Below are 25,666 nucleotides of genomic sequence, written 5' to 3' on the forward strand. Positions count from 1 at the left end.
TCATAAGCGTTCGTAGCGGCTCAGTCCGCAGGATTATGCTTGGCGAGGAAATCCTCCATCGCGCGCAGGAGCGTCAATCGATCCGCTTCGCGCGTGAAATAGTGGTCTGCAAGCGGGACGGAGACGAATTCGACCTGTTTGCCCGCGCTGGTCATGGCAGAATGCATTCGTGCTGACTGGGCGTGATCCACCGTCACGTCCTTCTTCCCGTGGATCAGCAATAAGGGCGTTTTGATCTTATCGACGGCGTAAACCGGTGAGATGCCCCTGAAGTCCGCAGACATCCTCTGCCACTGACCCCGATAAAGTCTGGTACGCAACTTGCCGCCGAAGTCGTTGACCTCCTTTCGGACGTTCGAGACCCCGTTGATGGAAATAGCGCAGCGATAAAAGTCCGGATCTTTTGCGATGCCCCACATGGCCGCATAGCCGCCATAAGAGGCGCCTACGATGCACACACGCTTGGGGTCGGCAATGCCCTCCTTGACGGCCCAGAGCACGCCGTCGGTCACATCATCCTGCATCGCGAGGCCCATCTGGCCCTCGCCGGCTTTCTCAAACGCATCGCCATAGCCGGTCGATCCGCGAAAATTCGGTTGCAGGACGGCATAGCCCCGCTCGGCCAGAAACTGGACCCAATAGTCATAGGTCAGCGTGTCGTGCGCCCAGGGGCCGCCGTGGGGCATCACGATGAACGGCAGGTTCGTGCCCGCTTTTCCCCGCGGCATGGTGAGCACGCCTTCGATTTCCAGCCCGTCGTGCGCCTTGTATTGGACGTAGCGGGAGCGCGCGAGCCTTTTGGTCCCGATGCGGCTGTTCATCTCCGCGAGCTTCGCCAGATTGCCGTTGTCCGGGTCGAAATAATATAGCAGCCCGGGATTGTCAGGCGTGCCGAAGCGCACAAGCATCTTTTTGCGGTCGGCGCTCATGCTGAGGATTTCGACATCCGTGCCCGGCGCGGCCTGCTGCAGCTTCTCCTGATAGGCCTTCAGTTGAGCATCGAACCAATGAAAGGGGGCGTCGTCGCTGGTCGTCCGCACGCCGAGCAGGCTGGAATCGTCTGGAGCGAGGATTACATCGTCCACGGCTTTCGCATCGAAGATGGTGCGCAGGGTCTTGCCGGTGCTCAGGTCCACCTCGAAGACACCGCGATGACCGGCGTCGCCGGCTTTCAGCACATAGCCATTGTCGCTGCCGGGCACAAAATAGAAAGGCACGGTGAGGTCTTCGTCCGCGCCCAGATTGGCCGTGTCGATCGTGCGAAGCACGTCGTTCTTCTCCGCGCGATAGAGGAGGCGCGAATGGACTGTCAGATCATTATAACTGATGGCCATACGCACGCGGCCCTGAGAATCCGCTCCCCAGTCGAACACATTGGTCCGGCCTTTTTCGACGACCACCCTGCGGCCGTTCGCCACGTTCAGCCGATAGACGGACGGCCAAAAGCCGGGATAATTGGTGTAGATGCTGTCCTGGGCCGCTACCAGGATCTCGGTTCTGCCGTCGGTCGGAGCCCAGATGACGCTGGCGGCATCCTGGCCGCCGGAATCCCACATGAGATGGGTGATCTTTCCTGTTGTCCGGTTGACGGAAAGCAGACGTGAGACATACCAATCACTGCCTTCGACCGGCGCGAGCGCGTAAACGCCGACCAGGATGTGGTCGTTGCCGACCCAGCGTATCCACGCCACTTCCGTCAGATCCGGCACAGCGAAGCGCAGCATGTTGGCGCGATCGCCAGCGACCGGCAGGATCGTGATCATCTGGCCGCCGTTCACCGCGAACAGTCCGGCGATATGCGTTCCATCGGGGGAAAGCGTCGCCTTCTCCACGAACGGCAGGGCGGCGAATGCTTCGGTTGGTAGTGGCGCACGAGCGGCAGCAGGCGCATTTTCGGTGGACCCCGCCGCTATTTGCGGTGACAGGATCGGTAACAATGCTGCTGCGATGATCGCATATGCTGCGGCGCGGAACCCCGAGCCGGATGTGCTCCCCATGATGTCCCCCACGAACCACGAGCCATCGTTGGCCCCCAAGGTCCAGCTAAGTAATCGTGGTGCGACGGGCAACCGTCAAATGCGGCTTCGTGACGTCAGGCCGAGATTGCGAGAGCGGGGATCGCGCTCGCCTTCCACCCCGCCAGCGCCTCGCGCGCCCGGTCGGTATAGGCCTGTTTGCGCTGCTTCTTGCGCACGCTCTCGTCCTCGATGGGCGGGAAGAGGCCGAAGTTGACGTTCATCGGCTGGTAGCTCTCCGCATCGGCGCCGCCGGTGATGTGGCCGAGCAGGGCGCCCAGCGCCGTCTGGGGCGGGGGGAGAGGCATGTCGCGTCCGCCCAAGTCCGCCGCGCAGAACAGGCCAGCGAGCAGGCCGACAGCGGCGCTTTCCACATAGCCTTCGCAGCCGGTGATCTGCCCGGCGAAGCGGACATGCGGCATGGCACGCAGGCGCAGGCGATCGTCCAGCAGGTCCGGGCTCTTGATGAAGGTGTTGCGATGCAGCCCGCCCAGCCGCGCGAACTGTGCGTTCTCAAGCGCGGGAATCGTCCTGAACAGAGCGACTTGCGCCTCATATTTGAGTTTCGTCTGGAAGCCGACCATGTTCCACAGTGTGCCTAGCGCATTGTCCTGCCGCAGCTGCACGACGGCATAGGGCCAGCGGCCCGTGCGGGGATTATCGAGACCGACCGGCTTCATCGGCCCGTGGCGCAGCGTCTCCCGCCCGCGCTCGGCCATCACCTCAATCGGCATACAGCCATCGAAGTAAGGCGTGTCCTTCTCCCACTGCTTGAACTCGGTCTTGGGACCATCGAGCAGACCCTGGACGAAGGCGTCGTACTGATCCTTGTCCATGGGGCAGTTGATATAATCCTTGCCGTCGCCGTCGGGCGAGCCCTTGTCCCAGCGGCTCGCTTTCCACGCGATCGACATGTCGATGCTGTCGCCATGGACGATGGGCGCGATCGCGTCGAAGAAGGCGAGTTGGTCCTTGCCGGTCGTCCGCGCGATCGCCTCGGCCAAGGGCGCGGCGGTGAGCGGGCCGGTGGCAATGATCGTCGGGCCCTCCGCCGGAATGCCATCAACGCGCTCGCGCACCAGCTCGATCAGCGGATGCGCTTCGATAGCAGCGGTCACGCCCTGCGCGAAAATGTCCCGGTCCACCGCCAGCGCGGAGCCCGCTGGCAGCTTGCACTTGTCCGCCTGCGCCATGATGAGCGAGCCGAGCGCGCGCATTTCCTGATGGAGCAGGCCGACGGCATTGCTGTTGGCATCGTCCGAACGGAAGCTGTTGGAGCAGACCATCTCGGCCAGTGCATCGGTCTCATGCGCAGGGGTCTGCTCTCCGCTGCCCCGCATCTCGGAGAGGCGTACGCGCACGCCGGCCTGGGCGAGCTGCCACGCCGCCTCGCTGCCGGCAAGGCCGCCGCCGATGATGTGCACCTGATGGGTCATGGTCCTTCAAATCCTGCCGGGAATGCATGTTTCCCGTCCGCCCCTAGCCGCAGCTTGCTGTGACCGGCAACCGCGCTCATCGGGATCGGCCCATAGACGTGCGGGAACAGAGCGCCGCCGCGCGAAACTTCCCAGCGCAGGGTGTCGCCCAGCGGCGGCAGATCGACCATGACGAGGATGGCCGGATCGATATCGGCAAACCATTTGGCTGCCGTTTCCCGCACCTGTTCGCGGGCGGAAAGGTGGATGTAGCCATCGGCCAGATCGACCGGCGCGCCGGTAAAAACACCTGAGTCGCGCCATGCCGACCATTCCTCGGGGCGCAACAGCTTGAAGGCGAAGAGTTCTGTCATGAAACGACGCTACGGCATGGGCGGGGCGCCGTCCAGCGCTTGCCTTGAGGCGGGAAACACGGGCATTCCAACCGGTGAATCGATTGAAACAGAACGGGATATGCTCTTCATGTCGAGCGACGCCACGCCCATGTCCATGCTCACCGCAGGGCTTATCCGCCTGCTCGATGTCGAGCCGGCGGGAGAGCCCGGGCATTTCCTCGGCCATCGCAAGCCCGGCGGGGCAGGGCGCGTCTATGGCGGGCAGGTGGTCGGCCAGGCGCTGGCGGCCGCGGCCAAGACGGTGGCGGCGGACCGGCCCGTGCATTCGCTGCACTGCTATTTCATGCGCCCGGGCAGTGAGGACTATCCTATCGACTATCAGGTGGACGCGGACATGGATGGCCGCGCCTTCTCGAACCGGCGGATCGTGGCCTGGCAGCAGGAGAAGCCGATCTTCAACATGATCGCGTCCTTCCATAAGGCCGAACGCGGCCCGGCGCACCAGAGCGACATGCCGCCGGTGCCGGACCCCGATGATCTCAAGGATCTCGGCGATCTCATCGAGCAGCATGAACTCCCGGCCGGCCCGGTGCTGCGCTGGATCGCCGGGCGCAACAGCCCGGTCCGCTTCCGTCCGGTGGGCGATATCCAATCCGGCATCATCAAGACGCACGATCCCGCGCCGCAGCTGTGCTGGATGCGCGTAGGGGAGGGGCCGCTCAGCCTTGAGCAGCCCATGCAGCGGGCGATGCTGGGGTTCATCAGCGACATGCTGCTGCTGGCAACGGCCTACCGGCCGCACGGCCTGCACATCGGCAGCCCCGGGGTGGCCAGTGCCAGCATCGATCACAGCGTCTGGTTCCACGACGATGTGGAGTGCGGCGACTGGCTGCTTTACGTCACGGACAGTCCCTGGGCGGGGCATGGTCGGGGCTTCGCGCGCGGGCATTTTTATGCGCGGGACGGTCGCCTCGTGGCCAGCGTGGCGCAGGAAGGGCTGATCCGCTTCCGCGAGGCCGAGTGATGCGCGCGCCTTTGGACTGTCGGCCCCCAATATTCCATGTCATCAGGACATCCGTTGCGTTGGAGCCGCGCTGACGGCAAAGTTCATCGCCGAAAGCACTATTGATCCGGGCCTGACAAAGGCACACCCCGGGCGGAACGGAGGAGTGGATGACCAGAATTCGGGCTGATCGGCCCTCTGTGACGATCAACTATGTCGCACGCACCGACGAACGGCCGCGTTATTATGCGAACGATCACAGCCGGGACACGGTGGTGATCGAGGAGCACGGCATGGCCGCCAGCGACGGACGGCATGAGGTGCTCGGTCTCGACACGGCCGGCGTAGCGCTGGTTGAGGCGCCCACGGCGGTCACCGACTTTGCCGACAAGGCCAATTTCCCGGCTTATGCCAAGGAGATCGAAGCGCTGCTGCTGCGCGAGACGGGGGCGGATGTGGTGATCGTCACCGGTCCGCCGATCCTGCGCTTTTCGGAACGCTCCGGCAAGGCCGGCAGCAGCGATAACAGCCATCCCGCGCGCTTTGCCCATGTCGATGTCAGCGACGCGACGGCGCGCGGTTTTTCGGCGCAGCGTCAGCCCGCAGAGGGGGACATTGTTCGGGCCGCGCATTACAATGTCTGGCGCGTTCTTTCGCCCGCCCCGCAGGATGTGCCGCTGGCGATCTGCGATGCGCGGTCGGTCACCGGCCAGGAACTGCTGCTGGCCGATGCGATTTTCGACAGTCCCTCGGGCAACTGGAGCTTCGAGGGCTATGTCGTCGCGCACGATCCGGCGCATCGCTGGCTGTGGTTTCCCGATATGACGACGGACGAGGCGATCATCTTCAAGACGCATGACAGCCGCGCAGGCGTCGCCCGCTGCGTGCCGCACGTCGCGTTCGATGATCCGCTGTGCGACGACGAGGCGCCGCCGCGCGTCAGCGTCGAGGCGCGCGCCATTGCCTATTGGCGAGAGGCCGGGGATCGCGGTAAAGGTAAATTACCGTAAACCAAAATTATCCCGATGGCTGACCGTATCATCATCAGCTCTTAACCTTGCTCGGGTTAGGCGCAGGTCAAAGAGCTGAGAGTTCCAATGGCGACGAATGCACCTGTGATTACCGAAAAGAAAACCCGTTTCGAGCTGCTGAACTGGTTGATGGCCAACCCTGTTCTGGGGGCGGGTATCCTCGCGGTGCTCGTTCCGACGCTGCTGCTCGTCGCGCGGGAAAGCTGGTCGACGGAGCAGGGCGCGCATGGTCCCATCGTGCTGGCCACCGGCCTGTGGCTGCTGTGGCGGGAATGGCAGAATGCCGCGGCCGTCGCGCGGCCTGCGCCGGGACTTCCGATTGCCATCGCCTTTGCGATTCTGCTCCCGCTCTACTTCGTCTCGCGGGTCAGCAACATCGTCGAGACAGAGGGCTTTCTCATGTATGGCCTGGTCGTTGCGGCGCTGTTCAGCGCCATCGGCTGGGAGGCGCTCAAGCGGCTCTGGTTCCCGCTTATCTACCTGCTGTTCGTGCTGCCGCCGCCCGAGACGCTGGTGGCCATGGTCACCAATCCGCTCAAGATCATGCTCTCCGAATCCGCCGTCGGCTTCCTCTATCTGGTCGGTTATCCAGTCGCCTCGTCGGGCGTCACCATTCAGGTCGGCCAGTATCAGCTGCTTGTCGCGGAGGCCTGCGCGGGCCTCAACTCGCTCATCTCGCTCTCGGCCATCTCGCTATTTTATGTGTATCTGCGCCACCACGCCAATGTGCGCTACGCGCTGCTGATGATCGTGGCGATCGTGCCGGTCGCCGTGTTCGCCAATTTCGTGCGGATCGTACTGCTTGTGCTGCTGACCTATCATGGCGGCGAGGCAGCGGCGCAGGGCTTCCTGCATGATTTTGCGGGACTGACCATGTTCATGACCGCGCTGATCACCATATTCGCGATCGATCATCTCTTCGGGCTGCTGTTCCCGCGCCTGAAGGGCAGCAAGAGCGATCCTGTCTTAAAGCCAGCGGCCGAGCCCGCCCAGCCCTAAGGCCGGGCGCGGCGTGCCTCAGCTCCGCTGTTGGGCGATCAGGGTCGAGATGTCGTCCAGGATCGCTAGCCTCTCCTTTTTAAGGTCCTCCAGATGCTCGTCGCAGGCCGGCTCGATGTCGGTTTCGATCCGGTAGATCTGGCGCGTGAGCAGGTGGTGGCGCTCGGCAAGGGTGCGGAAATGCGCGTTGTGCAGCTTCAGGGCGTGAAGCACCTCATGGTCATGCGGGAACAGGTCGTCGAGCGTCTCGCGGGTATCAAGGGTCATGTTGCTCTCCTGGGTCTTGTCCGGCTTGCAATGATCCGATCGTGCCGGACGGAACGATAGCGCGCCTTGCGCAAGATCAATTCGTCGCCCACCGCCAGCGCATGGGCGGCGGGATTGCCCGCGCCCCTTGCCGTTGCGCGTCAACACGGCTAGAGGGCGCACCGGCTCTTTCCATCCTTGAAATAGACAGGCGCGACCCATGAAGATCAGCGGCGTGGATATTCGTCCCGGCAACAATATCGAATATGAAGGCGGCCTGTGGCGCGCCGTGAAGATCCAGCACACCCAGCCCGGCAAGGGCGGCGCCTATATGCAGGTTGAGCTGAAGAACCTGATCGACGGGCGCAAGAACAATGTGCGCTTCCGCTCTGCCGAGACGGTCGAGCGCATCCGCCTCGATACCAAGGATTTCCAGTATCTCTATGCCGAGGGCGACATGCTCGTCTTCATGGACACGGAGACCTATGAGCAGATCAACCTGCCCAACGATCTCGTCGGCGACGCCGCCGCCTTCCTGCAGGACGGCATGATGGTCATGCTCGAAATGTATGAAGAGCGCCCGATCAGCGTGCAGCTGCCCGAGACGGTCGAGGCGACCGTGGTCGAGGCGGACGCCGTCGTGAAAGGGCAGACCGCATCGGCGAGCTACAAGCCGGCGATTCTCGACAATGGCGTGCGCGTGATGGTGCCGCCGCACATCACCACCGGCACCCGGATCATCGTCGACGTGTATGAGCGCGAATATGTGAAGCGGGCCGACTGATGCGCGCTCTCCGCCTCGTCGCCGGGTCCGCGCTGGCCCTGTCCCTTGCCTGGTCCGCGCCGCTGCTGGCGCAGGCCAAGCCGGCCAGGCCTGCGGGGCAGCCCAGCGAAGCCCAGCTTCAGCACGCGGCGGAGAATTTCCGCATCATGGTCAGCGGTCTGCAGTCCGACAAGATTCCGCAGCCGGTGAAGAGCATTCTCTTCACCTGCGCCTACGGGAATCCGTTCAGCAAGATCAGCGAGAATACCGACAAGCTGATGACCGAGAAGAAGCTGGACCGCAAGAATCCGACCCAGGTGCTCAGCGCCATGGCGGCCGTTTGCGGTTTGCGGCCCGAGATGGTCGCACCGCCCAAGAAGTGATTTCATTCCCTGACCGGCCGCTCTTCCGCGCCGGAGGAGACAGATTGATATGGTATCCCATTCCGGCCTGCTGACGGTCATCGAGCGCGCGGCCCGCAAGGTGGCTCCGCAACTGCGGCGCGACTTCGGCGAGGTTCAGCATCTTCAGGTCAGCCGTAAGGGGCCTGCCGACTTCGTGACCGTCGCCGACAAGAAGGCGGAAGACACGCTGGTCGCCGAGCTGAGCAAGGCGCGGCCGGACTGGGGCTTCCTGCTCGAGGAAGGCGGCGAGATCGCCGGCGATCCCATGAAGCCGCGCTGGGTGATCGATCCGCTCGATGGCACCACCAACTTCCTGCATGGCATCCCCCATTTCGCCATTTCCATCGCCGTGCAGGAGCCGCATCGCTCCGGGCAGGGTTGGGGCGAGGTGACGACCGGCATGATCTACCAGCCGATCACGGACGAGAGCTATTGGGCCGAGAAGTCCCGTGGCGCCTGGCGGCATGACCAGCGCCTGCGCGTCTCGGCACGCCGCGATCTGACCGAGGCTTTGATCGCCACCGGAATTCCGTTCATCGGCCATGGCGATTTCACTGAATGGAGCCGCATCTTCGGTGCCATCGCGCCGTCGGTCGCGGGCATCCGCCGCTATGGCTCCGCTGCGCTCGACCTCGCCTGGGTGGCTTCCGGGCGCTATGATGGCTTCTGGGAGAGCGGCCTCTCGGCATGGGACGTGCAGGCCGGCATTCTTTTGGTGCGCGAGGCCGGTGGTTTCGTCACCGACTTCCGGGGTGGCGCCGAGCCGGTGGAGCGTCGCCAGGTGCTGGCCGCCAATGACGTGCTCCACAGCAAGCTCCACAAGCTGCTCGCAGGCGCGCTGCGCAATATGTGAGGCGGAACGGTCCGGCGCCGGCGACTATCGCTGCCGCCGTTTACCGGCCAACAAAAAGGGCGCCCGCTACTCGCCATTCGGCCAGCAGGGGCGCCCTTTTTGCTTCTGGACGGCGCGTCAGCCTTCAACAGCCTCGCTGTTGAGCTGGATATAATTGGCCAGGCCCATCCGCTCGATCATCTCGAACTGCGTCTCCAGCTTGTCGACATGGTCTTCCTCGCTGTCGAGGATGTGCTGGAACAGGTCGCGGCTGACATAGTCGCGCACGCTCTCACAATGCTGGATGGCATCGCGCAGCAGCGGGATCGCCTCCAATTCGGTATCGAGGTCGGCCTTGAGCACTTCCTCGACCGTGCTGCCGATGCGCAGGCGCCCGAGCAGCTGGAAGTTGGGCAGGCCATCGAGAAACAGGATGCGCTCCGCCAGCTTGTCGGCGTGCTTCATCTCGTCGATCGATTCCTCATACTCAAACTTGGCGAGTTTCGAGATGCCCCAATGATCGAGAAGACGGTAGTGGAGGAAATACTGGTTGATGGCTGTCAGCTCGTTCTTGAGCGCGCCATTGAGAAATTCGATGACCTTTTCGTCACCCTTCATGTTCTGTCTCCATGTCGTCAGTCGATGGAGCGGAACTAGCAGCAAAGCGGCAATAATTCACGCGAGAACGTCTCGCAACCGTGGGTGCGATAGGTTCTTAATAGCGGTGCACTTCTTCGCTAATGCCAATGATAGTCAGGAATGGGGCTTGGCTGGTCGGCTCAGGCCGTTGCCCAGGTGCCGGTCTGGCTCGGCGCATTGAGGCTGCGGCTGCAGCGCCCCCGGCAGGAGGATTGCTCTTCCACCATCACATCTTCCGCATGATCGAGGCAGATGCGACATTGCGGCGTTTTGCCGAGCGCCCGGTAGGCGCTTTCGGGACACGTCACACCCTGGCGAGCAACGCTGCGCAGTTCCTGTTCCGTGATCGCATTACAGATACAGACAAGCATGATTCGTTGATAGTGTTGTTGCGAGGCATTTGCAATCTCCGACGTGATCGAATGCGACGAATGGTTGGGCATCCTGCCGGTCTGTGCGCCAAGGGGAGGGGCTCAGGCTCGGCTGATTTGTTGCGAATCATTCTCAGCCCGTCCAAGGGTTGCCTCGCAGGTGCAGCAGTCCTAAAGCGCCCCCATCAAAGGCTATTAAGCCTAGGGGATTCAAGTGGTCGATCTGTCGCAATATCTGCCGATCCTGCTGTTTCTGGTTGTCGCATTGGGCTTGTCGTGCGCGTTCGTGTTCCTGCCCATGGCCGTCGGCCGGCTGACGGGATCGCACAAGCCGGACCCGGAAAAGCTGAGCGAATATGAGTGCGGCTTTCCCGCATTCGAGGATCCGCGCAGTCAGTTCGACGTGCGCTTCTATCTCGTCGCCATCCTGTTCATCATCTTCGATCTGGAAGCGGCGTTTCTCTTCCCCTGGTCGGTGAGTCTGGCTGAAATCGGCTGGGCCGGCTGGGGCGCGATGATGATCTTCATTTTCGAGCTGGTGCTCGGCCTCGTCTATGCCTGGAAGAAGGGAGCACTCGATTGGGAGTAGAACTTGAACGGCCGGGCACGCTGGGCGCTCCGCTGATCGGGGTTCCGCCGGCCACGCAGCCAGATCCCGAATTCTTCAAGGCGCTCTCCACCGAGGTGAGCGACAAGGGCTTTCTCGTCACGTCGACGGAAGACCTGTTCAACTGGGCGCGCACCGGCTCGCTGTGGTGGATGACCTTCGGCCTCGCCTGCTGCGCGGTCGAGATGATCCATGTGAACATGCCGCGCTACGACATGGAGCGCTTCGGCGCGGCCCCGCGCGCGTCTCCGCGCCAGAGCGACGTGATGATCGTCGCCGGCACGCTGTGCAACAAAATGGCTCCGGCGCTGCGTAAGGTCTACGACCAGATGAGCGAGCCGAAATACGTCATCTCGATGGGCTCGTGCGCCAATGGCGGCGGCTATTATCATTACAGCTACAGCGTCGTGCGCGGTTGCGACCGGATCGTGCCCGTGGACATCTATGTCCCCGGTTGCCCCCCGACCGCCGAAGCGCTGCTTTATGGCATCATGCAGCTCCAGCGGAAAATCCGCCGGGTCGGCACGATAGAGCGTTGAGGGGGCGGATATGGTGACAGCCGTTCATTCCGCACCGCGGGTCGAGCCGATCGAGGGTCTGGCCGATGCCATTCGCGCCGCGCTGGGCGATGTCGTGCTGGCGATCAAGGATGCGCATTTCGAGCTGAGCGTGGGCGTGCAGCGCGAGGCGCTGGCCGATGCGTTGCAGCTTCTGCGCGATCGCTTCGACTATCAGCAGCTCATGGAGATCGCCGGGGTCGACTACCCCGACCGCGCCGAGCGCTTCGAGGTCTGCTATCATCTGCTTTCGGTGACCAAGAATCATCGCCTGCGCGTCAAGGTGCGCACCGATGAGGATCATGCGGTGCCGACCGTCACGCATCTCTGGCCGGTTGCCGGCTGGCTCGAGCGTGAAGTGTTCGACATGTATGGCGTGCTGTTCGAGGGCAACACGGACCTGCGTCGCATCCTCACCGATTATGGTTTCAAGGGCTATCCGTTCCGCAAGGACTTCCCGCTCACCGGCTATGTCGAGCTGCGCTACTCGGAAGAGCAGAAGCGGGTGGTCTATGAGCCGGTGAAGCTGGCCCAGGACTTCCGCAGCTTCGACTTCATGAGCCCGTGGGAAGGCGCGCAATATGTGCTGCCGGGCGACGAGAAGGCCAAGGGCGAGGCGCCGGGTGCGCCCACGCCGCCGCCACCTCCGCCGCCACCCCCGCCCGCATCGGCTTCCCCGGACGCAAAGACGGCCAAGACGACGGACAAGCCTGCGGATACCGGTGCCGGTGCGCCGGCCGACAAGGCTGCGACCAAGCAGGCCAGTGCGCCGCGTGCCAAGAAGGCTGAGGTTGCGTCTGCGCCGGTGGAAGACACGCCCCCGGTGGAAAACAAGCCGAAGCGTACGCGCAAGCCCAAGACGCCCGAGGGTGACGCCTGATGTCCGAATATCTCGACAAGCTGGAGCATCTTGTTGACGACGCCGATCCGGCGCTCGGCGACACCGCGATCCAGAACTATACGATCAACTTCGGCCCGCAGCACCCCGCTGCCCACGGCGTGCTGCGTCTGGTTATGGAGCTTGAGGGTGAGATCGTGGAGCGCTGCGATCCGCATGTCGGCCTGCTGCACCGCGGCACCGAGAAGCTGATCGAGTATAAGACCTATCTGCAGGCGCTGCCCTATTTCGACCGGCTGGACTATTGCTCGCCGCTCGGCATGGAGCACAGCTATGTGCTGGCCATCGAGAAGCTGCTGAACCTCGAAGTCCCGCTGCGCGCGCAGTATCTGCGCGTGTTCTTTGCGGAGTTGACGCGGATCAGCAACCACATGCTGAACCTCGGCTCTCACGTCATGGACGTCGGCGCGATGACGCCGAACCTGTGGATGTTCGAGATCCGCGAGGACTGCCTCAACTTCTTCGAGCGCGCATCCGGTGCCCGCATGCACTCGGCTTACTTCCGTCCGGGCGGCGTTCATCAGGACGTGCCGCTCAAGCTGCTCACCGATATTGGCGACTGGCTCGACACGCGCCTGCCGCGCCTCTTCGAGGATGCGATCAGCCTGGTGGCGGACAACCGCATCTTCAAGCAGCGCAATGTCGACATCGCGGTTTGCTCCAAGGAAGACGCGCTGCGCTGGGGCTTCTCCGGCCCAATGCTCCGTGGCTCCGGCATTCCGTGGGACATCCGCAAGGCCCAGCCTTACGATGTCTATGATCGCATGGAGTTCGACGTGCCCGTCGGCACCAACTTCGACTGCTACGACCGGTTCATGGTGCGCGTGGAAGAGGTTCGCCAGTCGGCGCGGATCATGAAGCAGTGCTTGAACGAGATGCCGGACGGCCCGGTCGCTTCACTCGATCGCAAGGTCGTGCCGCCCAAGCGCGGCGAGATGAAGCAGTCGATGGAAGCACTCATCCACCACTTCAAGCTCTATACCGAGGGCTTCCACGTGCCCGAGGGCGAAGTCTACGTGGCGACCGAAAGCCCCAAGGGCGAGTTCGGCGTCTATCTGGTGAGCGACGGGACCAACAAGCCCTATCGCTGCAAGATCCGCCCGACGGCGTTCAGCCATCTGCAGGCCATGGACTTCCTGATGAAGGGCCACATGCTCGCCGACACCACGGCCGTTCTCGGCGCGATGGACATCGTGTTCGGGGAGTGCGACCGGTGAGTGTTGCAACCATGCTGTCCGCTGACGAGCGCATCGCCATCACCCGCGAGATGATCGCCCGCTACAATCGTCAGGATGCCGACGCCTATGTCGAGCTGATGACGGATGAGGCCTGCGAGGCGAATTATCGCGGCGCCGTCGTGCGCGAAGGCAAGGAAGGGACCCGCTCGGGCCTCGCCGCCGCTTTCGCCAAATGGCCGCAGAACCATGCGGAGATCGTCGAGGCACAGGCCATCGGCAGCTATGTGCTGATGCGCGAGCATGTCACGCGCGGCCCGGCCAGCGATGGCTCGGAGCTGGTCGAGCCGTTCGATGTGATCGCAGTCTATTCATTCGAGGGCGACAAGGTGTCGCGCGTGGAGTTCATTCGATGAGGGGCGACGCAACACCCGTCTGGTTGCATATCCTGGTGCTGAGCCTTGCCGGCATGGTGCTGATCGTGCTGGACCGCATGGCCGATGTTCCTGATGGCGTGGTCGCCGGGCTGGCATGCGCCACGGTCTATTTCTGGCTGACCTTCGGCGCGCCGGCCTACAGCAAGCGGATCCGCGAGAATGGCTGACGCGCCCCAGATCCCCGATGAAGCCGAAGTCCGCGCCCGCTGGGGCGGCTTTGCCTGGACGCCGGAAAATGCCGAGCAGGCCAAGAAGGTCATCGCGCGCTATCCCGAGGGACGCCAGCAGTCGGCAGTGATGCCGCTGCTCGATCTCGCCCAGCGGCAGGTCGGTGCGGAGACGAACACGCAGGGCTGGCTGCCGATCCCGGTGATCGAATATGTCGCCGCCCAGCTCGAAATGCCGTTCATGCGCGCCTACGAGGTCGCGACCTTCTACACCATGTACAATCTGGCGCCGGTCGGCCGGTTTCATGTGCAGGTCTGCGGCACGACGCCGTGCATGCTGCGCGGCAGCGACGATGTGCTGGCCGCCTGCAAGGCGAAGGGCCTTCACAAGGGCGGCACGACGGCCGATGGCCTGTTCACGCTCACCGAGGTCGAGTGCCTCGGCGCCTGCGCCAATGCGCCGATGGTCCAGATCAACGACGACAATTACGAAGACCTGACCTTCGACAGCATGACGGCGATCCTCGACGATCTCGCAGCCGGCAAGCAGCCCAAGATCGGCCCGCAGATCGACCGGCAGACCAGCGCGCCCGAGGGCGGGCCGACGGCGACGAAGGCGATGGTCACCGAGAATCATGATTATCGGGGGGAATGGTAATGGCTGACGAAACGCCCGCCGCGCCGCCGCCCTTTGTCGGCCCGCTGGAAGACAAGGACCGCATCTTCACCAACGTCCATGGCTATCAGGACTGGCGCATCGACGCCGCCATGAAGCGGGGCGATTGGGACAATACCAAGAAGCTGCTCGAAATTGGGCAGGATGGCATCATCGACATCATGAAGGCCTCGGGCCTGCGGGGTCGCGGTGGCGCCGGCTTCCCGACCGGCATGAAGTGGAGCTTCATGCCCAAGGAAAGCAAGGACGGGCGTCCGAGCTTCTTGGTCATCAACGCCGACGAGTCCGAGCCGGGCTCGTGCAAGGACCGCGAGATCATCCGCCACGACCCGCACAAGCTGATCGAGGGCGCGCTCGTCGCCGGCTTCGCGATGCGCGCGCGGGCGGCCTATATCTACATCCGTGGCGAGTTCATCTACGAGGCGAAGGTGCTCTTCGCGGCGGTGGAAGAGGCTTATGCCAAGGGTTTCCTCGGCAAGAATGCCTGCGGCTCGGGCTATGATTTCGACGTGTTCGTGCATCGCGGGGCAGGGGCCTATATCTGCGGCGAGGAAACCGCGCAGATCGAGAGCCTCGAGGGCAAGAAGGGCCAGCCCCGCCTCAAGCCGCCATTCCCGGCGGGCGCGGGCCTCTATGGCTGCCCGACCACGGTCAACAATGTCGAGAGCATCGCGGTTGCGCCGACCATTCTGCGGCGCGGCGCCGGCTGGTTCTCCAGCTTCGGGCGCGAGAACAACCGCGGCACAAAGCTCTTCCAGATCAGCGGCCATGTGAATAAGCCGTGCGTGATCGAGGAGAGCATGAGCATCCCGTTCCGCGAGCTGATCGATCGCCATTGCGGCGGCATTCGCGGCGGCTGGGACAATCTCCTCGCGGTCATCCCCGGCGGCTCCTCAGTGCCGCTGGTGCCGGCCGCCGAGATCATGGACGCGCCGATGGACTTCGACGGCCTGCGCGCGCTCGGCTCAGGCCTCGGCACGGCAGCGGTCATCGTCATGGACAAGTCGACCGACATCGTCCGGGCGATCGCGCGGCTCAGCTACTTCTACAAGCATGAGAGCTGCGGCCAGTGCACGCCCTGTCGCGAAGGTACGGGCTGGATGTGGCGCGTGATGGAGCGGCTTGTGCGCGGCGATGCCGAGGTGGAAGAAATCGACATGCTCTTCCAGGTCACCAAGCAGGTCGAAGGCCACACTATCTGCGCGCTCGGCGACGCAGCCGCCTGGCCGATCCAGGGCCTCATTCGCCATTTCCGCCCCGAGATCGAGCGCCGCATCGCGGCCAAGCGCGGCGGCGCCCCTGTGCTGGAGGCAGCGGAGTAATCATGCCCACAGTCAAAGTAGACGGCATCGACATCGAAGTGCCCGCCGGAGCCACCGTGCTTCAGGCGTGCGAGCTGGCCGGCAAGGAAATTCCGCGCTTCTGCTATCATGAGCGCCTTTCCATCGCGGGCAATTGCCGCATGTGCCTTGTCGAGGTGAAGCCCGGGCCGCCCAAGCCGCAGGCGAGCTGCGCGCTGCCGGCCGCTGACGGGCAGGAAATCCGCACCGACAGCGAGATGGTGAAGAAGGCCCGCGAGGGCGTGATGGAGTTCCTGCTCATCAATCACCCGCTCGATTGCCCGATCTGCGATCAGGGCGGCGAGTGCGATCTGCAGGACCAGTCCGTCGCTTATGGGCGTGGCCAATCGCGCTACGACGAGAACAAGCGCGCGGTCACCGAGAAATATATGGGCCCCATCGTCAAGACGGTGATGACCCGCTGCATCCAGTGCACGCGCTGCGTGCGCTTTGCCGAGGAAGTGGCCGGCGTGCCGGAGATCGGCGCGATCTATCGCGGCGAGAACATGCAGATTACCACCTATCTGGAGCATGCCGCCAAGAGCGAGCTATCCGGCAATGTGGTCGATCTTTGCCCGGTCGGCGCGCTGACGTCCAAGCCCTATGCCTTCGAAGCACGGCCCTGGGAGCTCAAGAAGACGCTCGCCATCGACGTGATGGATGCGGTGGGCACCAATATCCGCATCGACAGCCGTGGCCGCGCCGTGTTGCGCGTGCTGCCGCGCGTCAATGATGACGTGAACGAGGAGTGGGCGAGCGACAAGACCCGCCACGCCGTTGACGGGCTGATGCGCAAGCGGCTGGACAAGCCCTATGTTCGCAAGGACGGTCAGCTCGTCCCCGCGACGTGGGACGAGGCCTTTGCGGCCATCGCTGCCGCGGCGAAAAGCGCCAACGGTTCGGTCGCGGCGATCGCCGGCGATCAGCTCGATTGCGAGACGATGTTCGCCGCGCGTGAGCTTGTCCATGGTCTTGGCGGTTCGCTGCTCGAAGGCCGCCAGGGCGGCCTCGACTATGAGGTTTCCAGCCTCTCGGCGGTGAACTTCAATTCGACGCTCGCCGGCATCGAGACGGCGGACGCGATCCTGCTGGTCGGCACTAATCTGCGTTGGGAAGCGCCGCTGATCAACACGCGCATCCGCAAGGCCATCAAGAAGGGCGCCAAGGTCTGGACCATCGGGCCTGATGTGGACCTGACCTACAAGGTGACCTCGCTCGGCAACGATGCCGCGCTGCTCGCGAATCTGCCCAAGGATGTGCTTGATGCCTTCGCTGCGGCCAACCGCCCGGCGCTCATCATGGGCGGCGGTGCGCTGGCGGCCGCGGGCGTGCATGGCGCCGCACTGGCGGCGGTGAACACGCTGGGTCTCATCAAGCCTGACTGGAACGGCTTCAACGTCGTCCACATGGCCGCCGCACGCATGGGCGGGCTGATGCTTGGCTATGCGGCGCAGGGCGGGGTGAAGGCGATAGCCCAGAGCGAGCCCAAGCTGCTGTTCCTGATGGGCGCGGACGATGTGCCGTTCGATCTCTTCGGCAAGAGCTTCAAAGTCTATGTCGGCCATCATGGCGACAAGGGCGCCCACGCGGCGGACGTGATCCTGCCCGGCGCAGCCTATACCGAGAAGGCCGGCACCTATGTGAACACGGAAGGCCGCGTGCAGCGCGGTGACAAGGCCGTGTTCGCGCCGGGCGATGCCCGCGAGGACTGGACGATCCTGCGCGCGCTCTCCGATGTGCTGGGCAAGACGCTGCCGTTCGACAGCTTCGAGGCACTGCGCGCGGCCATGTATGCCGCCGTCCCGGCGCTGGCGCAGGAAGGCCTGGTCGAATTCGGCTGGTCGGCCCCGTCGCTGGCGAGCAATGCGACCGGCCCGATTAGCCTGCCGATCAAGGACTTCTATCTGACCAACGCCATCTGCAGGGCCAGCCCGACGATGAAGCGCTGCTCGGCAGAACTGGTCATGGGTGAAGAGTTCGCGGAGGCCGCGGAATGACCGAGTTTTTCCAGACCTATCTGGGCACGGGCTTCGGCTGGTTCGTCGCCAACCTGATCCTCATCCTGCTCATCGCGCTGCCCCTCATGCTGGCCGTCGCGATGATCATCTATGCCGACCGCAAGATCTGGGCGGCGATGGCGCTGCGTCGCGGCCCGAACGTCGTCGGTCCCTTCGGCCTGCTCCAGTCGTTCGCGGACGGCCTCAAGGTCTTCCTGCAGGAAACGATCATCCCGAGTGCGGCCAACAAGGGCCTGTTCATCCTCGCGCCAATCATCACCTTCACGGTGGCGCTGCTAGCCTGGGCGGTGATCCCATTCGATGCCGGAATGGTGCTGGCGGACATCAATGTCGGCCTGCTCTATATTCTCGCGATCAGCTCGCTCGGCGTTTACGGCGTGGTGATCTCGGGCTGGGCGTCCAATTCCAAATATCCCTTCTTCTCTGCGATGCGCGCCAGTGCGCAGATGATCTCCTATGAGGTCTCGATCGGCTTCGTGCTGATCAGCGTCGTGCTCTGGTCGGGCAGCTTCAATCTCTCGACCATCGTCGAGACGCAGCGCAGCTATTATGGCTTTTTGAATGGCCACGGCTTCAACCCGCTGCTCTTCCCGATGGCGGTGGTGTTCCTCATCTCGTCCATGGCGGAGACGGCGCGGGCGCCCTTCGACCTGACCGAGGCTGAATCCGAGCTCGTCGCCGGCTATCAGACCGAATATTCGTCGATGAGCTTCGCGCTCTTCTGGCTCGGTGAATATGCCAACGTCATCCTGATGTGCCTGCTCAACGCGCTGCTCTTCTGGGGTGGCTATCTGCCGCCGATCGACTGGGCGCCGCTCTACGTTGTGCCGGGCATCATCTGGCTGCTGGGCAAGACCTTCGTGTTCTTCTTCATCTTCTCATGGGTGAAGGCGACGGTGCCCCGCTTCCGCTATGACCAGCTGATGCGGCTGGGCTGGAAGGTCTTCCTGCCGCTCTCGCTCTTCTTCGTATTCCTCGTGTCCGGGTTCCTGATGTTGACCCGCTATGGAGGCGGCGCATGATTGCGCATCTCGTCAAATCCTTCACCCTCTGGGAGTTTTTGAAGGCGCACGCTTTGACCTTGAAGTATTTCTTCAAGCCAAAGGCGACCATCAACTACCCCTATGAGAAGAACCCGATCTCGCCCCGCTTCCGCGGCGAGCATGCGCTGCGCCGTTATCCCAATGGCGAAGAGCGCTGCATCGCATGCAAGCTTTGCGAGGCAATCTGCCCGGCGCAGGCGATCACCATCGAGGCGCAGCCGCGCGACGATGGCTCGCGCCGCACGACGCGCTACGATATCGACATGGTGAAGTGCATCTATTGCGGTTTCTGCCAGGAAGCCTGCCCGGTCGACGCGATCGTGGAAGGCCCGAACTTCGAGTTCGCCACGGAAACCCGTGAAGAACTCTATTACGACAAGGCGAAACTGCTCGCCAATGGTGACAAATGGGAGCGGGCAATCGCGGCGAACCTTGCCGCCGATGCCCCCTACCGTTAAGGCGCCGCGAAGGGACCAGAGGGGGACGTTTTGACCGTTCAAGTTTTCGCCTTCTACCTGTTCGCGAGCATCGTCGTGGCATCCGCCACGATGGTCATTCTCGCGCGCAATCCGGTGCACAGCGTGCTCTGGCTCATCCTGGCGTTCTTCAACGCGGCGGGACTCATGGTGCTGCTCGGCGCCGAGTTCGTCGCGATGCTGCTCGTCATCGTCTATGTGGGTGCGGTCGCCGTGCTCTTCCTCTTCGTGGTGATGATGCTCGACATCGATTTCGCGGAGTTGCGAGCCGGGTTCGTCAGTTATTTCCCGCTGGGCGGCGCGATAGCGCTGATCCTGCTGGTCGAGCTGGTGCTCGGCATCGCCATCTGGCAGGCCGGTGAGGTCACGCTCGCGCAGCGGGCTGCGCCGACACCGACGGACATGCCGAACATCCAGGCGATCGGCGCGCTGCTTTACTCGCGCTATATCTTCCTGTTCGAGGCGGCCGGGCTCATCCTGCTCGTCGCGATGATCGGCGCCATCGTGCTGACGCATCGCGCCCGTGGCGGCGTGCGCTCGCAGGACATCGGCAAGCAGGTCCGCCGCCGGCCCGAGGATGCCGTGCGCAACATCGATCAGCCGGTAGGCAAGGGGGTAGAGCTGTGAGCCTCTTCCGCATCAACGCTCCGTTCGTGTCGAGCGTCGTCGAGACACGTCGCGCACCCCGCTTCTCGGCCTTGGCCTGTCCTGAGCGCCTGCCTATGCAGGCAGTCGAAGGGCTCGAAGCGAACGGAAAGGGAGGTCTTTCCGCATGATCGGCCTGGGTCATTATGTCGTCGTCAGCGCGATCCTGTTCGTGCTCGGCGTGCTCGGCATCTTCATCAACCGCAAGAACATCATCGTCATCCTGATGGCGATCGAGCTGATCCTGCTGGCGGTGAACATCAATCTCGTCGCGTTCAGCGCCTATCTGGGCGATCTGGTCGGGCAGGTCTTCGCCATGTTCGTTCTGACGGTGGCCGCCGGTGAAGCGGCGATCGGTCTGGCGATCCTCGTCATCTATTTCCGTCAGCGCGGCACCATTGCCGTCGACGATGTCAACCAGATGAAGGGCTGATCGCGTGATCTCAATCATCGTCTTCGGTCCGCTGCTGGCCGCGATCATCGCGGGGCTGGGCCAGCGCGCCATCGGCAATGTGCCGTCCAAGATCATCACGACGGGCGCGCTGTTCCTCTCCTGCGCGCTCTCCTGGCCCATCTTCATCTCCTACCTCACCGGCAATGCCCAGCCGCAGATTGTCGAGCTGTTCACCTGGATGCGCTCGGGCACGCTGGACGTCAGCTGGGCGCTGCGGGTGGATTCGCTCACGGCGACGATGCTCGTGGTCATCACCAGCGTCTCCGCGCTCGTCCACCTGTATAGCTGGGGCTATATGGACGAGGACCCGGATCAGCCGCGCTTCTTCGCCTATCTATCGCTGTTCACCTTCGCGATGCTGATGCTGGTGACCGCCAACAACCTGCTGCAGATGTTCTTCGGCTGGGAAGGCGTGGGCCTGGCCTCCTATCTGCTGATCGGTTTCTGGTACAAGAAACCCTCGGCGGGCGCTGCGGCCATCAAGGCGTTCGTGGTCAACCGCGTCGGCGACTTGGGCTTCATGCTCGGCATCTTCGGCATCTATCTGGTGTTCGGCACGATCGACATTCCGGCGATCCTGGCGGCGGCCCCGACCATGGCCGGTTCGACCATCGGCTTCCTTGGCATGCGCCTCGACACCATGACGGTCCTGTGCCTGCTGCTGTTCATCGGCGCGATGGGCAAGTCCGCGCAGCTCGGCCTCCACACCTGGTTGCCGGACGCGATGGAAGGCCCGACGCCGGTCTCCGCGCTCATCCACGCCGCGACCATGGTCACGGCAGGCGTGTTCATGGTCTGCCGCCTTTCGCCGCTGTTCGAGACGAGCGCGACGGCCATGGCGGTGGTCACCATCGTTGGCGCGGCAACCTGCATCTTCGCCGCCACAATCGGCACGGTGCAGACCGACATCAAGCGCGTGATCGCCTATTCGACCTGCTCGCAGCTCGGCTACATGTTCTTCGCTGCTGGTGTCGGCGCTTATGGCGCCGCCATGTTCCACCTGCTGACGCACGCCTTCTTCAAGGCACTGCTGTTCCTCGGCGCCGGCTCGGTGATCCATGCCATGCACCACGAGCAGGACATGCGCTATTATGGCGGCCTCCGGAAATCGATCCCGATCACCTTCTGGACGATGCTGCTCGGCACGCTGGCCATCACCGGCGTCGGCGTTCCCGGCACCTATTTCGGCTTTGCCGGCTTCTTCTCCAAGGATGCGATCCTGGAGAGCGCCTTCGCGGCGGGCGGCCATGGCACGGGCGCGTTCTTCGTCGGCGCCTTCGCGGCGCTGCTCACCAGCTTCTACAGCTGGCGCCTGATGTTCCTGACCTTCTGGGGCAAGCCCCGCTGGGCGGGCAGCGAGCACATTCAGCACGCTGTCCATGATGCCCACGGCCACGGTCATGACGACCATGCCCATGCCGAAGCATACGGCCATGCCGAGCATGGTGCGGACAATCCGCCGGCGCAGGAAGATGCGGGTCATGATCCGCACGGCCATGGCGTCGATGCGCAGGCGACCGGCACGGCAGGCTATCACCCCCATGAGAGCCCGCTGGTCATGCTCATCCCGCTGATCGTGCTGAGCCTTGGTGCGGTGCTGGGTGGCTATGTGTTCTACTACAGCTTCTTCGGGGTCGAGGAGGGCGCCCGCTTCTGGGCGGCCAGCACGCTCTATTTCAACGAGCATCTCGTCCATGCCGCGCATGAAGTGCCGTTCTGGGTGAAGGCGACGCCGGCCGTCGTCATGCTCACCGGCCTCGCCATCGCCTGGCTGGCCTATATCCGCCATACCGACTGGCCGGCGAAATTCACGGCCCAGTTCTACCTGCTCTACGACTTCCTGCTGCATAAGTGGTATTTCGATGAGCTGTACGATCTCATCTTCGTTCGTCCGGCCATGTGGCTTGGCCGCGTCTTCTGGAAGGGCGGCGACCAGGGGGTCATCGATCGGTTCGGGCCTAATGGCGCGGCGGCAGTCGTCGTCGCCGGCAGCCGGGTCACGCGGGCCATGCAGTCGGGCTATCTCTATTCCTATGCGCTGGTGATGCTGATTGGCCTCGCCGCGGCAGTCACCTGGGCGATCATGCCGAAATGAGCCAGAGCTTCCCCATCCTTTCGCTGATGCTCGCCGTTCCGATGATCGGCGCCATCGCCTGCCTGTTCGTCTCGGCGCAGTCGGCGCGCTGGATCGCGCTCGCCGCGACCCTGATCGACCTGGTGCTGGGCGCTATCCTCTGGCTGAGCTTCGACATGACGCCCGGCGCGCCGGAATGGCAGTTCACCGAATATGCGCCGATCTTCGGGCGGTTCGCCTGGGCGCTGGGCATCGACGGCATCGCCCTGATGCTGATCGCACTCACGGTGTTCCTGATGCCGATCTGCATCGGCGCGAGCTGGGAATCCGTGAAGGACCGCGTCGGCGAATATATGGCGGCGTTCCTGTTCATGGAGACGCTGATGATCGGCGTCTTCGCGGCGCAGGACATCTTCCTCTTCTACATCTTCTTCGAGGCCGGTCTCATCCCGATGTATCTCATCATCGGCATCTGGGGCGGCGCGGACCGGATCTACGCCAGCTACAAATTCTTCCTCTATACGCTGCTCGGCTCGGTGCTGATGCTCATTGCGATGCTGTGGATGGTCCGCACGGCCGGCTCCACCGCCATTCCGGAGCTGATGGCCTATGACTTCCCGCCGCACGCGCAGACCTGGCTGTTCCTCGCCTTCTTTGCCAGCTTCGCGGTGAAGATGCCGATGTGGCCGGTCCACACCTGGCTGCCGGATGCGCACGTGCAGGCGCCGACCGCAGGGTCGGTCATCCTCGCCGGCGTGCTGCTGAAGATGGGTGGCTATGGCTTCATCCGCTTCTCGCTGCCGATGTTCCCGGTCGCCTCGGCCGAACTGGCCTGGCTGGTCTGGGGCCTGTCGATGGTCGCGGTGGTTTACACCAGTCTCGTCGCGCTGGTGCAGAGCGATATGAAGAAGCTGATCGCTTATTCCTCGGTCGCGCACATGGCGATCGTGACGGTCGGTCTGTTCGCCTTCAACCAGCAGGGCGTCGAGGGCGCCATGATGGTGATGCTGGGCCACGGCCTGGTTTCCGGCGCACTCTTCCTGTGCGTGGGCATCATTTATGATCGCCTGCACACCCGCGAGATCAGTCGCTATGGCGGCCTTGCCGTCAACATGCCCAAATATGCGCTGCTGTTCATGCTCTTCACCATGGCCTCCGTCGGCCTGCCGGGCACGAGCAACTTCGTTGGCGAACTCTTGTCGCTGATGGGCATCTATCAGGCATCGAGCTGGGTCGCTTTGGTCTGCACCACCGGCATCATCCTGGGCGCCGCCTATATGCTGTGGCTCTACCGCCGCGTGGTGTTCGGCGATCTGGTCAAGGACGACGTCCGCGCCATGCCGGACCTCTCGGCGCGCGAACTGGCGCTGCTGGTGCCGATTGCCGCCGCAGTCCTGTGGATGGGCGTCTATCCCGAAAGCTTCCTGGCGCCGATGCGCGGCAATGTCGCCAGCATCGTTGCCCGCACGGAAGCGGTGAAGCCCGCCGGTGACGCCCATCTCACCAAGGGCACGGGCAAGGCCGTTACAACACATCATGAAGAACACGCCGAGGGGGCGCACTGATGGATAGCCTGGGCGTATTTGCTTCGGTCCTGCCGGAAATCACGCTGACGATCTCGGGCCTGGTCCTGCTGATGGTCAGTGCCTTTGCAGGCGATAGCGCCGGTCGCACGGTGAGCTGGCTCTCGGTGCTGGCGCTGGCCGTGGCCGGGCTGCTGATCGCCACGCCGGCCGTGAATGCCGGCGGCCTGATCTTCGAGGGTCTCTACCGCGCCGATGCCTTTGCGAGTTTCGCCAAGGCGCTGATCTTCTTCGCGGCTGCGGCCTGCATCGTCGTGGCGCCGCGCTTCTTCGATGGCGACGGTGGCCTGCGCGCCGAATATCCGGTGCTGATCCTCTTCTCGTCCATCGGCATGTCGATGATGGTGTCGGCGGCCGATCTGCTGACGCTCTATATCGGCCTCGAGCTGCAGAGTCTGGCGGCCTATGTGCTGGCGAGCTTTGCCCGCAAGGATTCGCGGTCGGCAGAAGCGGGCCTCAAATATTTCGTACTCGGCGGCCTCGCGAGCGGCATCCTGCTTTATGGCATGTCGCTGCTCTATGGCTTCTCCGGTACGACGAGCTTCACTGGTGTCGCTGCAGCGATGGCCGATGGACTGAGCACCGGCGAAATGTTCGGCATGGTGTTCGTGCTGGCTGGTCTTGCCTTCAAGATCAGTGCGGTGCCGTTCCACATGTGGACGCCCGACGTGTATGAAGGTGCGCCGACGCCGGTTACCGCCTTCTTCGCTAGCGCACCCAAGGTCGCTGCGCTCGCTCTGACAGTGCGCGTGGCGATCAGCGCGATGGGACCGAGCGGCGTCGCCTGGCAGCAGATCATCATCTTCATGGCCTTGGCCTCCATCGTGCTGGGTGCCGTCGCGGCGATCAACCAGCCCAACATCAAGCGACTGTTGGCTTATTCCTCGATCAACAACATCGGTTTCGCACTGATCGGTCTGGCAGCCGGCACGGCCGAAGGTGTTGCGGCGGTGATGAGTTATCTGTTCATCTACATCATCATGACGGTCGGCAGCTTCGCCTGTGTGCTGCAGATGCGCGACGAGAACGGCAACCCGGTCGAGACGATCGCGAGCCTTGCAGGCCTGTCGCGCTCGCGGCCGGGTCTGGCGGCTGCGCTGGCCATCTTCATGTTCAGCCTTGCAGGCATTCCGCCGCTGTTCGGCTTCTGGGCCAAGTTCCTGGTGTTTGATGCCGCCGTCGGTGCGGGCCTCACGCCGCTCGCCGCCATCGGTATCGCGGCTTCGGTGATTGGTGCCTTCTATTATCTCAAGGTGGTCAAGACGATGTACTTCGACCAGCCGGCCGAGCCTTATGGCACCGCGCGCAGCCCGCTGGAATATGGGCTTATGACCGCCTGCGCGGCGATCATTGTGGTGGGCTATCTGCTCAACCCCTGGCTCGACCGGGCGAGCGCGGCTGCTGCAGCCTCGCTGTTCTGAGACCGCCGCGTGTCGCCTCAC

The 25,666-nt window shown here is 63.5% G+C and carries 28 protein-coding genes; 22 read left to right on the forward strand and 6 right to left on the reverse strand.

Annotated features, from left to right (window positions below; all coding sequences use genetic code 11):
- Positions 1–20: 20 nt before the first annotated feature.
- From M2335_RS07180 to M2335_RS07190, 3 genes are all read right to left on the reverse strand, one after another.
- A complete protein-coding gene (locus tag M2335_RS07180) occupies positions 21–1,997 on the reverse strand; it encodes an alpha/beta hydrolase family protein (protein WP_264594251.1) in 1,977 nt (658 codons plus the stop codon).
- A 95-nt stretch (positions 1,998–2,092) separates the two neighbouring features.
- Complete coding sequence (gene trmFO / locus M2335_RS07185; protein WP_264594252.1) at positions 2,093–3,451, reverse strand: methylenetetrahydrofolate--tRNA-(uracil(54)-C(5))-methyltransferase (FADH(2)-oxidizing) TrmFO; 1,359 nt, start codon at positions 3,449–3,451, stop codon at positions 2,093–2,095.
- Entirely contained in the window at positions 3,448–3,804 is a 357-nt protein-coding gene (locus tag M2335_RS07190) for a DUF952 domain-containing protein (protein ID WP_264578573.1), read from the reverse strand. Before M2335_RS07190 ends, trmFO begins: the two co-directional genes overlap by 4 nt.
- Between M2335_RS07190 and M2335_RS07195 the strand changes: the two genes are divergently transcribed.
- The 3 genes from M2335_RS07195 to xrtV all read left to right on the forward strand — a co-directional run bounded on the left by M2335_RS07195 (position 3,803) and on the right by xrtV (position 6,819).
- Complete coding sequence (locus M2335_RS07195; protein WP_264594253.1) at positions 3,803–4,810, forward strand: acyl-CoA thioesterase; 1,008 nt, start codon at positions 3,803–3,805, stop codon at positions 4,808–4,810. The genes M2335_RS07190 and M2335_RS07195 overlap by 2 nt on opposite strands.
- 149 nt (positions 4,811–4,959) lie before the next feature.
- On the forward strand, positions 4,960–5,799 hold the full coding sequence (locus M2335_RS07200) for a CmcJ/NvfI family oxidoreductase (protein ID WP_264594254.1): 840 nt from the start codon (positions 4,960–4,962) through the stop codon (positions 5,797–5,799).
- An 87-nt stretch (positions 5,800–5,886) separates the two neighbouring features.
- Positions 5,887–6,819, forward strand: coding sequence for an exosortase V (gene xrtV / locus M2335_RS07205; RefSeq protein WP_264594255.1), 933 nt, complete (start codon positions 5,887–5,889; stop codon positions 6,817–6,819).
- 18 nt (positions 6,820–6,837) lie between these two features.
- Here the strand turns inward: xrtV and M2335_RS07210 are convergent, their stop codons facing one another.
- Positions 6,838–7,086 carry a YdcH family protein gene (locus M2335_RS07210; RefSeq protein WP_264573161.1) on the reverse strand — a complete coding sequence of 83 codons (249 nt, stop codon included), beginning with the start codon at positions 7,084–7,086 and terminating at the stop codon, positions 6,838–6,840.
- Between the two features lie 199 nt (positions 7,087–7,285).
- On the opposite strand from M2335_RS07210, the gene efp reads away from it, so the two are divergent.
- From efp to M2335_RS07225, 3 genes are read left to right on the forward strand one after another with little or no spacing between them, the layout of a single operon-like run.
- The gene (gene efp, locus M2335_RS07215; RefSeq protein WP_181560089.1) at positions 7,286–7,849 is read left to right on the forward strand and encodes an elongation factor P; all 564 of its coding nucleotides are present in this window, start codon (positions 7,286–7,288) and stop codon (positions 7,847–7,849) included.
- A complete protein-coding gene (locus M2335_RS07220; protein ID WP_181560088.1) occupies positions 7,849–8,211 on the forward strand; it encodes a hypothetical protein in 363 nt (120 codons plus the stop codon). The genes efp and M2335_RS07220 overlap by 1 nt, the downstream gene beginning before the upstream one ends.
- A gap of 49 nt (positions 8,212–8,260) precedes the next feature.
- The gene (locus M2335_RS07225) at positions 8,261–9,085 is read left to right on the forward strand and encodes an inositol monophosphatase family protein (RefSeq protein WP_181560087.1); all 825 of its coding nucleotides are present in this window, start codon (positions 8,261–8,263) and stop codon (positions 9,083–9,085) included.
- 117 nt (positions 9,086–9,202) lie between these two features.
- Here the strand turns inward: M2335_RS07225 and bfr are convergent, their stop codons facing one another.
- Together bfr and M2335_RS07235 are read right to left on the reverse strand one after the other, a co-directional pair.
- Positions 9,203–9,682 (reverse strand): bacterioferritin, encoded by a 480-nt coding sequence (bfr, locus tag M2335_RS07230; RefSeq protein WP_181560086.1) that lies wholly within the window; start codon positions 9,680–9,682, stop codon positions 9,203–9,205.
- Positions 9,683–9,843: 161 nt separating this feature from the next.
- Entirely contained in the window at positions 9,844–10,146 is a 303-nt protein-coding gene (locus tag M2335_RS07235; protein ID WP_319801191.1) for a (2Fe-2S)-binding protein, read from the reverse strand.
- Positions 10,147–10,288: 142 nt separating this feature from the next.
- Here M2335_RS07235 and M2335_RS07240 point away from each other — a divergent pair, with 142 nt between their 5' ends.
- The 16 genes from M2335_RS07240 (at position 10,289) to nuoN (ending at position 25,645) form a co-directional block, all read left to right on the forward strand.
- Positions 10,289–10,663, forward strand: coding sequence for an NADH-quinone oxidoreductase subunit A (locus M2335_RS07240; RefSeq protein WP_181560085.1), 375 nt, complete (start codon positions 10,289–10,291; stop codon positions 10,661–10,663).
- Entirely contained in the window at positions 10,654–11,220 is a 567-nt protein-coding gene (locus M2335_RS07245; protein WP_181560084.1) for a NuoB/complex I 20 kDa subunit family protein, read from the forward strand. The genes M2335_RS07240 and M2335_RS07245 overlap by 10 nt, the downstream gene beginning before the upstream one ends.
- 10 nt (positions 11,221–11,230) lie before the next feature.
- Positions 11,231–12,118 (forward strand): NADH-quinone oxidoreductase subunit C, encoded by an 888-nt coding sequence (locus tag M2335_RS07250; RefSeq protein ID WP_264594256.1) that lies wholly within the window; start codon positions 11,231–11,233, stop codon positions 12,116–12,118.
- The gene (locus tag M2335_RS07255) at positions 12,118–13,353 is read left to right on the forward strand and encodes an NADH-quinone oxidoreductase subunit D (RefSeq protein ID WP_264573157.1); all 1,236 of its coding nucleotides are present in this window, start codon (positions 12,118–12,120) and stop codon (positions 13,351–13,353) included. Before M2335_RS07250 ends, M2335_RS07255 begins: the two co-directional genes overlap by 1 nt.
- A gap of 11 nt (positions 13,354–13,364) precedes the next feature.
- Complete coding sequence (locus tag M2335_RS07260; protein WP_264595378.1) at positions 13,365–13,727, forward strand: nuclear transport factor 2 family protein; 363 nt, start codon at positions 13,365–13,367, stop codon at positions 13,725–13,727.
- Positions 13,724–13,915 (forward strand): hypothetical protein, encoded by a 192-nt coding sequence (locus tag M2335_RS07265; RefSeq protein ID WP_181560082.1) that lies wholly within the window; start codon positions 13,724–13,726, stop codon positions 13,913–13,915. Before M2335_RS07260 ends, M2335_RS07265 begins: the two co-directional genes overlap by 4 nt.
- Complete coding sequence (locus tag M2335_RS07270) at positions 13,908–14,573, forward strand: complex I 24 kDa subunit family protein (protein WP_264594257.1); 666 nt, start codon at positions 13,908–13,910, stop codon at positions 14,571–14,573. Before M2335_RS07265 ends, M2335_RS07270 begins: the two co-directional genes overlap by 8 nt.
- Positions 14,573–15,913: an NADH-quinone oxidoreductase subunit NuoF gene (gene nuoF, locus M2335_RS07275; RefSeq protein WP_264570753.1), complete on the forward strand. Its 1,341-nt coding sequence runs from the start codon at positions 14,573–14,575 to the stop codon at positions 15,911–15,913. The genes M2335_RS07270 and nuoF overlap by 1 nt, the downstream gene beginning before the upstream one ends.
- A gap of 2 nt (positions 15,914–15,915) precedes the next feature.
- Complete coding sequence (gene nuoG, locus M2335_RS07280) at positions 15,916–17,928, forward strand: NADH-quinone oxidoreductase subunit NuoG (RefSeq protein ID WP_264594258.1); 2,013 nt, start codon at positions 15,916–15,918, stop codon at positions 17,926–17,928.
- Positions 17,925–18,971: an NADH-quinone oxidoreductase subunit NuoH gene (gene nuoH, locus M2335_RS07285; protein ID WP_264585340.1), complete on the forward strand. Its 1,047-nt coding sequence runs from the start codon at positions 17,925–17,927 to the stop codon at positions 18,969–18,971. The genes nuoG and nuoH overlap by 4 nt, the downstream gene beginning before the upstream one ends.
- The gene (gene nuoI / locus M2335_RS07290; RefSeq protein ID WP_264570750.1) at positions 18,968–19,450 is read left to right on the forward strand and encodes an NADH-quinone oxidoreductase subunit NuoI; all 483 of its coding nucleotides are present in this window, start codon (positions 18,968–18,970) and stop codon (positions 19,448–19,450) included. Before nuoH ends, nuoI begins: the two co-directional genes overlap by 4 nt.
- 30 nt (positions 19,451–19,480) lie before the next feature.
- Positions 19,481–20,095 (forward strand): NADH-quinone oxidoreductase subunit J, encoded by a 615-nt coding sequence (locus tag M2335_RS07295; protein WP_181560076.1) that lies wholly within the window; start codon positions 19,481–19,483, stop codon positions 20,093–20,095.
- A 145-nt stretch (positions 20,096–20,240) separates the two neighbouring features.
- On the forward strand, positions 20,241–20,546 hold the full coding sequence (gene nuoK / locus M2335_RS07300; RefSeq protein ID WP_181560075.1) for an NADH-quinone oxidoreductase subunit NuoK: 306 nt from the start codon (positions 20,241–20,243) through the stop codon (positions 20,544–20,546).
- A 4-nt stretch (positions 20,547–20,550) separates the two neighbouring features.
- A complete protein-coding gene (gene nuoL / locus M2335_RS07305; RefSeq protein ID WP_264594259.1) occupies positions 20,551–22,662 on the forward strand; it encodes an NADH-quinone oxidoreductase subunit L in 2,112 nt (703 codons plus the stop codon).
- Positions 22,659–24,206: an NADH-quinone oxidoreductase subunit M gene (locus M2335_RS07310; RefSeq protein WP_264594260.1), complete on the forward strand. Its 1,548-nt coding sequence runs from the start codon at positions 22,659–22,661 to the stop codon at positions 24,204–24,206. Before nuoL ends, M2335_RS07310 begins: the two co-directional genes overlap by 4 nt.
- On the forward strand, positions 24,206–25,645 hold the full coding sequence (gene nuoN / locus M2335_RS07315) for an NADH-quinone oxidoreductase subunit NuoN (protein ID WP_264594261.1): 1,440 nt from the start codon (positions 24,206–24,208) through the stop codon (positions 25,643–25,645). Before M2335_RS07310 ends, nuoN begins: the two co-directional genes overlap by 1 nt.
- Positions 25,646–25,666: the final 21 nt, after the last annotated feature.

This window comes from Sphingobium sp. B12D2B (assembly GCF_025961775.1).
Taxonomy (GTDB): domain Bacteria; phylum Pseudomonadota; class Alphaproteobacteria; order Sphingomonadales; family Sphingomonadaceae; genus Sphingobium.

What these genes read in the sequence shown, in the direction of transcription:
- M2335_RS07180 (WP_264594251.1), bottom strand. Translation starts at nt 1,997, where the DNA reads ATGGGGAGCACATCCGGCTCGGGGTTCCGCGCCGCAGCATATGCGATC.
- trmFO (WP_264594252.1), bottom strand. Translation starts at nt 3,451, where the DNA reads ATGACCCATCAGGTGCACATCATCGGCGGCGGCCTTGCCGGCAGCGAG.
- M2335_RS07195 (WP_264594253.1), top strand. Translation starts at nt 3,803, where the DNA reads ATGAAACGACGCTACGGCATGGGCGGGGCGCCGTCCAGCGCTTGCCTT.
- M2335_RS07190 (WP_264578573.1), bottom strand. Translation starts at nt 3,804, where the DNA reads ATGACAGAACTCTTCGCCTTCAAGCTGTTGCGCCCCGAGGAATGGTCG.
- M2335_RS07200 (WP_264594254.1), top strand. Translation starts at nt 4,960, where the DNA reads ATGACCAGAATTCGGGCTGATCGGCCCTCTGTGACGATCAACTATGTC.
- xrtV (WP_264594255.1), top strand. Translation starts at nt 5,887, where the DNA reads ATGGCGACGAATGCACCTGTGATTACCGAAAAGAAAACCCGTTTCGAG.
- M2335_RS07210 (WP_264573161.1), bottom strand. Translation starts at nt 7,086, where the DNA reads ATGACCCTTGATACCCGCGAGACGCTCGACGACCTGTTCCCGCATGAC.
- efp (WP_181560089.1), top strand. Translation starts at nt 7,286, where the DNA reads ATGAAGATCAGCGGCGTGGATATTCGTCCCGGCAACAATATCGAATAT.
- M2335_RS07220 (WP_181560088.1), top strand. Translation starts at nt 7,849, where the DNA reads ATGCGCGCTCTCCGCCTCGTCGCCGGGTCCGCGCTGGCCCTGTCCCTT.
- M2335_RS07225 (WP_181560087.1), top strand. Translation starts at nt 8,261, where the DNA reads ATGGTATCCCATTCCGGCCTGCTGACGGTCATCGAGCGCGCGGCCCGC.
- bfr (WP_181560086.1), bottom strand. Translation starts at nt 9,682, where the DNA reads ATGAAGGGTGACGAAAAGGTCATCGAATTTCTCAATGGCGCGCTCAAG.
- M2335_RS07235 (WP_319801191.1), bottom strand. Translation starts at nt 10,146, where the DNA reads ATGCCCAACCATTCGTCGCATTCGATCACGTCGGAGATTGCAAATGCC.
- M2335_RS07250 (WP_264594256.1), top strand. Translation starts at nt 11,231, where the DNA reads ATGGTGACAGCCGTTCATTCCGCACCGCGGGTCGAGCCGATCGAGGGT.
- M2335_RS07255 (WP_264573157.1), top strand. Translation starts at nt 12,118, where the DNA reads ATGTCCGAATATCTCGACAAGCTGGAGCATCTTGTTGACGACGCCGAT.
- M2335_RS07260 (WP_264595378.1), top strand. Translation starts at nt 13,365, where the DNA reads ATGCTGTCCGCTGACGAGCGCATCGCCATCACCCGCGAGATGATCGCC.
- M2335_RS07265 (WP_181560082.1), top strand. Translation starts at nt 13,724, where the DNA reads ATGAGGGGCGACGCAACACCCGTCTGGTTGCATATCCTGGTGCTGAGC.
- M2335_RS07270 (WP_264594257.1), top strand. Translation starts at nt 13,908, where the DNA reads ATGGCTGACGCGCCCCAGATCCCCGATGAAGCCGAAGTCCGCGCCCGC.
- nuoF (WP_264570753.1), top strand. Translation starts at nt 14,573, where the DNA reads ATGGCTGACGAAACGCCCGCCGCGCCGCCGCCCTTTGTCGGCCCGCTG.
- nuoG (WP_264594258.1), top strand. Translation starts at nt 15,916, where the DNA reads ATGCCCACAGTCAAAGTAGACGGCATCGACATCGAAGTGCCCGCCGGA.
- nuoH (WP_264585340.1), top strand. Translation starts at nt 17,925, where the DNA reads ATGACCGAGTTTTTCCAGACCTATCTGGGCACGGGCTTCGGCTGGTTC.
- nuoI (WP_264570750.1), top strand. Translation starts at nt 18,968, where the DNA reads ATGATTGCGCATCTCGTCAAATCCTTCACCCTCTGGGAGTTTTTGAAG.
- nuoK (WP_181560075.1), top strand. Translation starts at nt 20,241, where the DNA reads ATGATCGGCCTGGGTCATTATGTCGTCGTCAGCGCGATCCTGTTCGTG.
- M2335_RS07310 (WP_264594260.1), top strand. Translation starts at nt 22,659, where the DNA reads ATGAGCCAGAGCTTCCCCATCCTTTCGCTGATGCTCGCCGTTCCGATG.
- nuoN (WP_264594261.1), top strand. Translation starts at nt 24,206, where the DNA reads ATGGATAGCCTGGGCGTATTTGCTTCGGTCCTGCCGGAAATCACGCTG.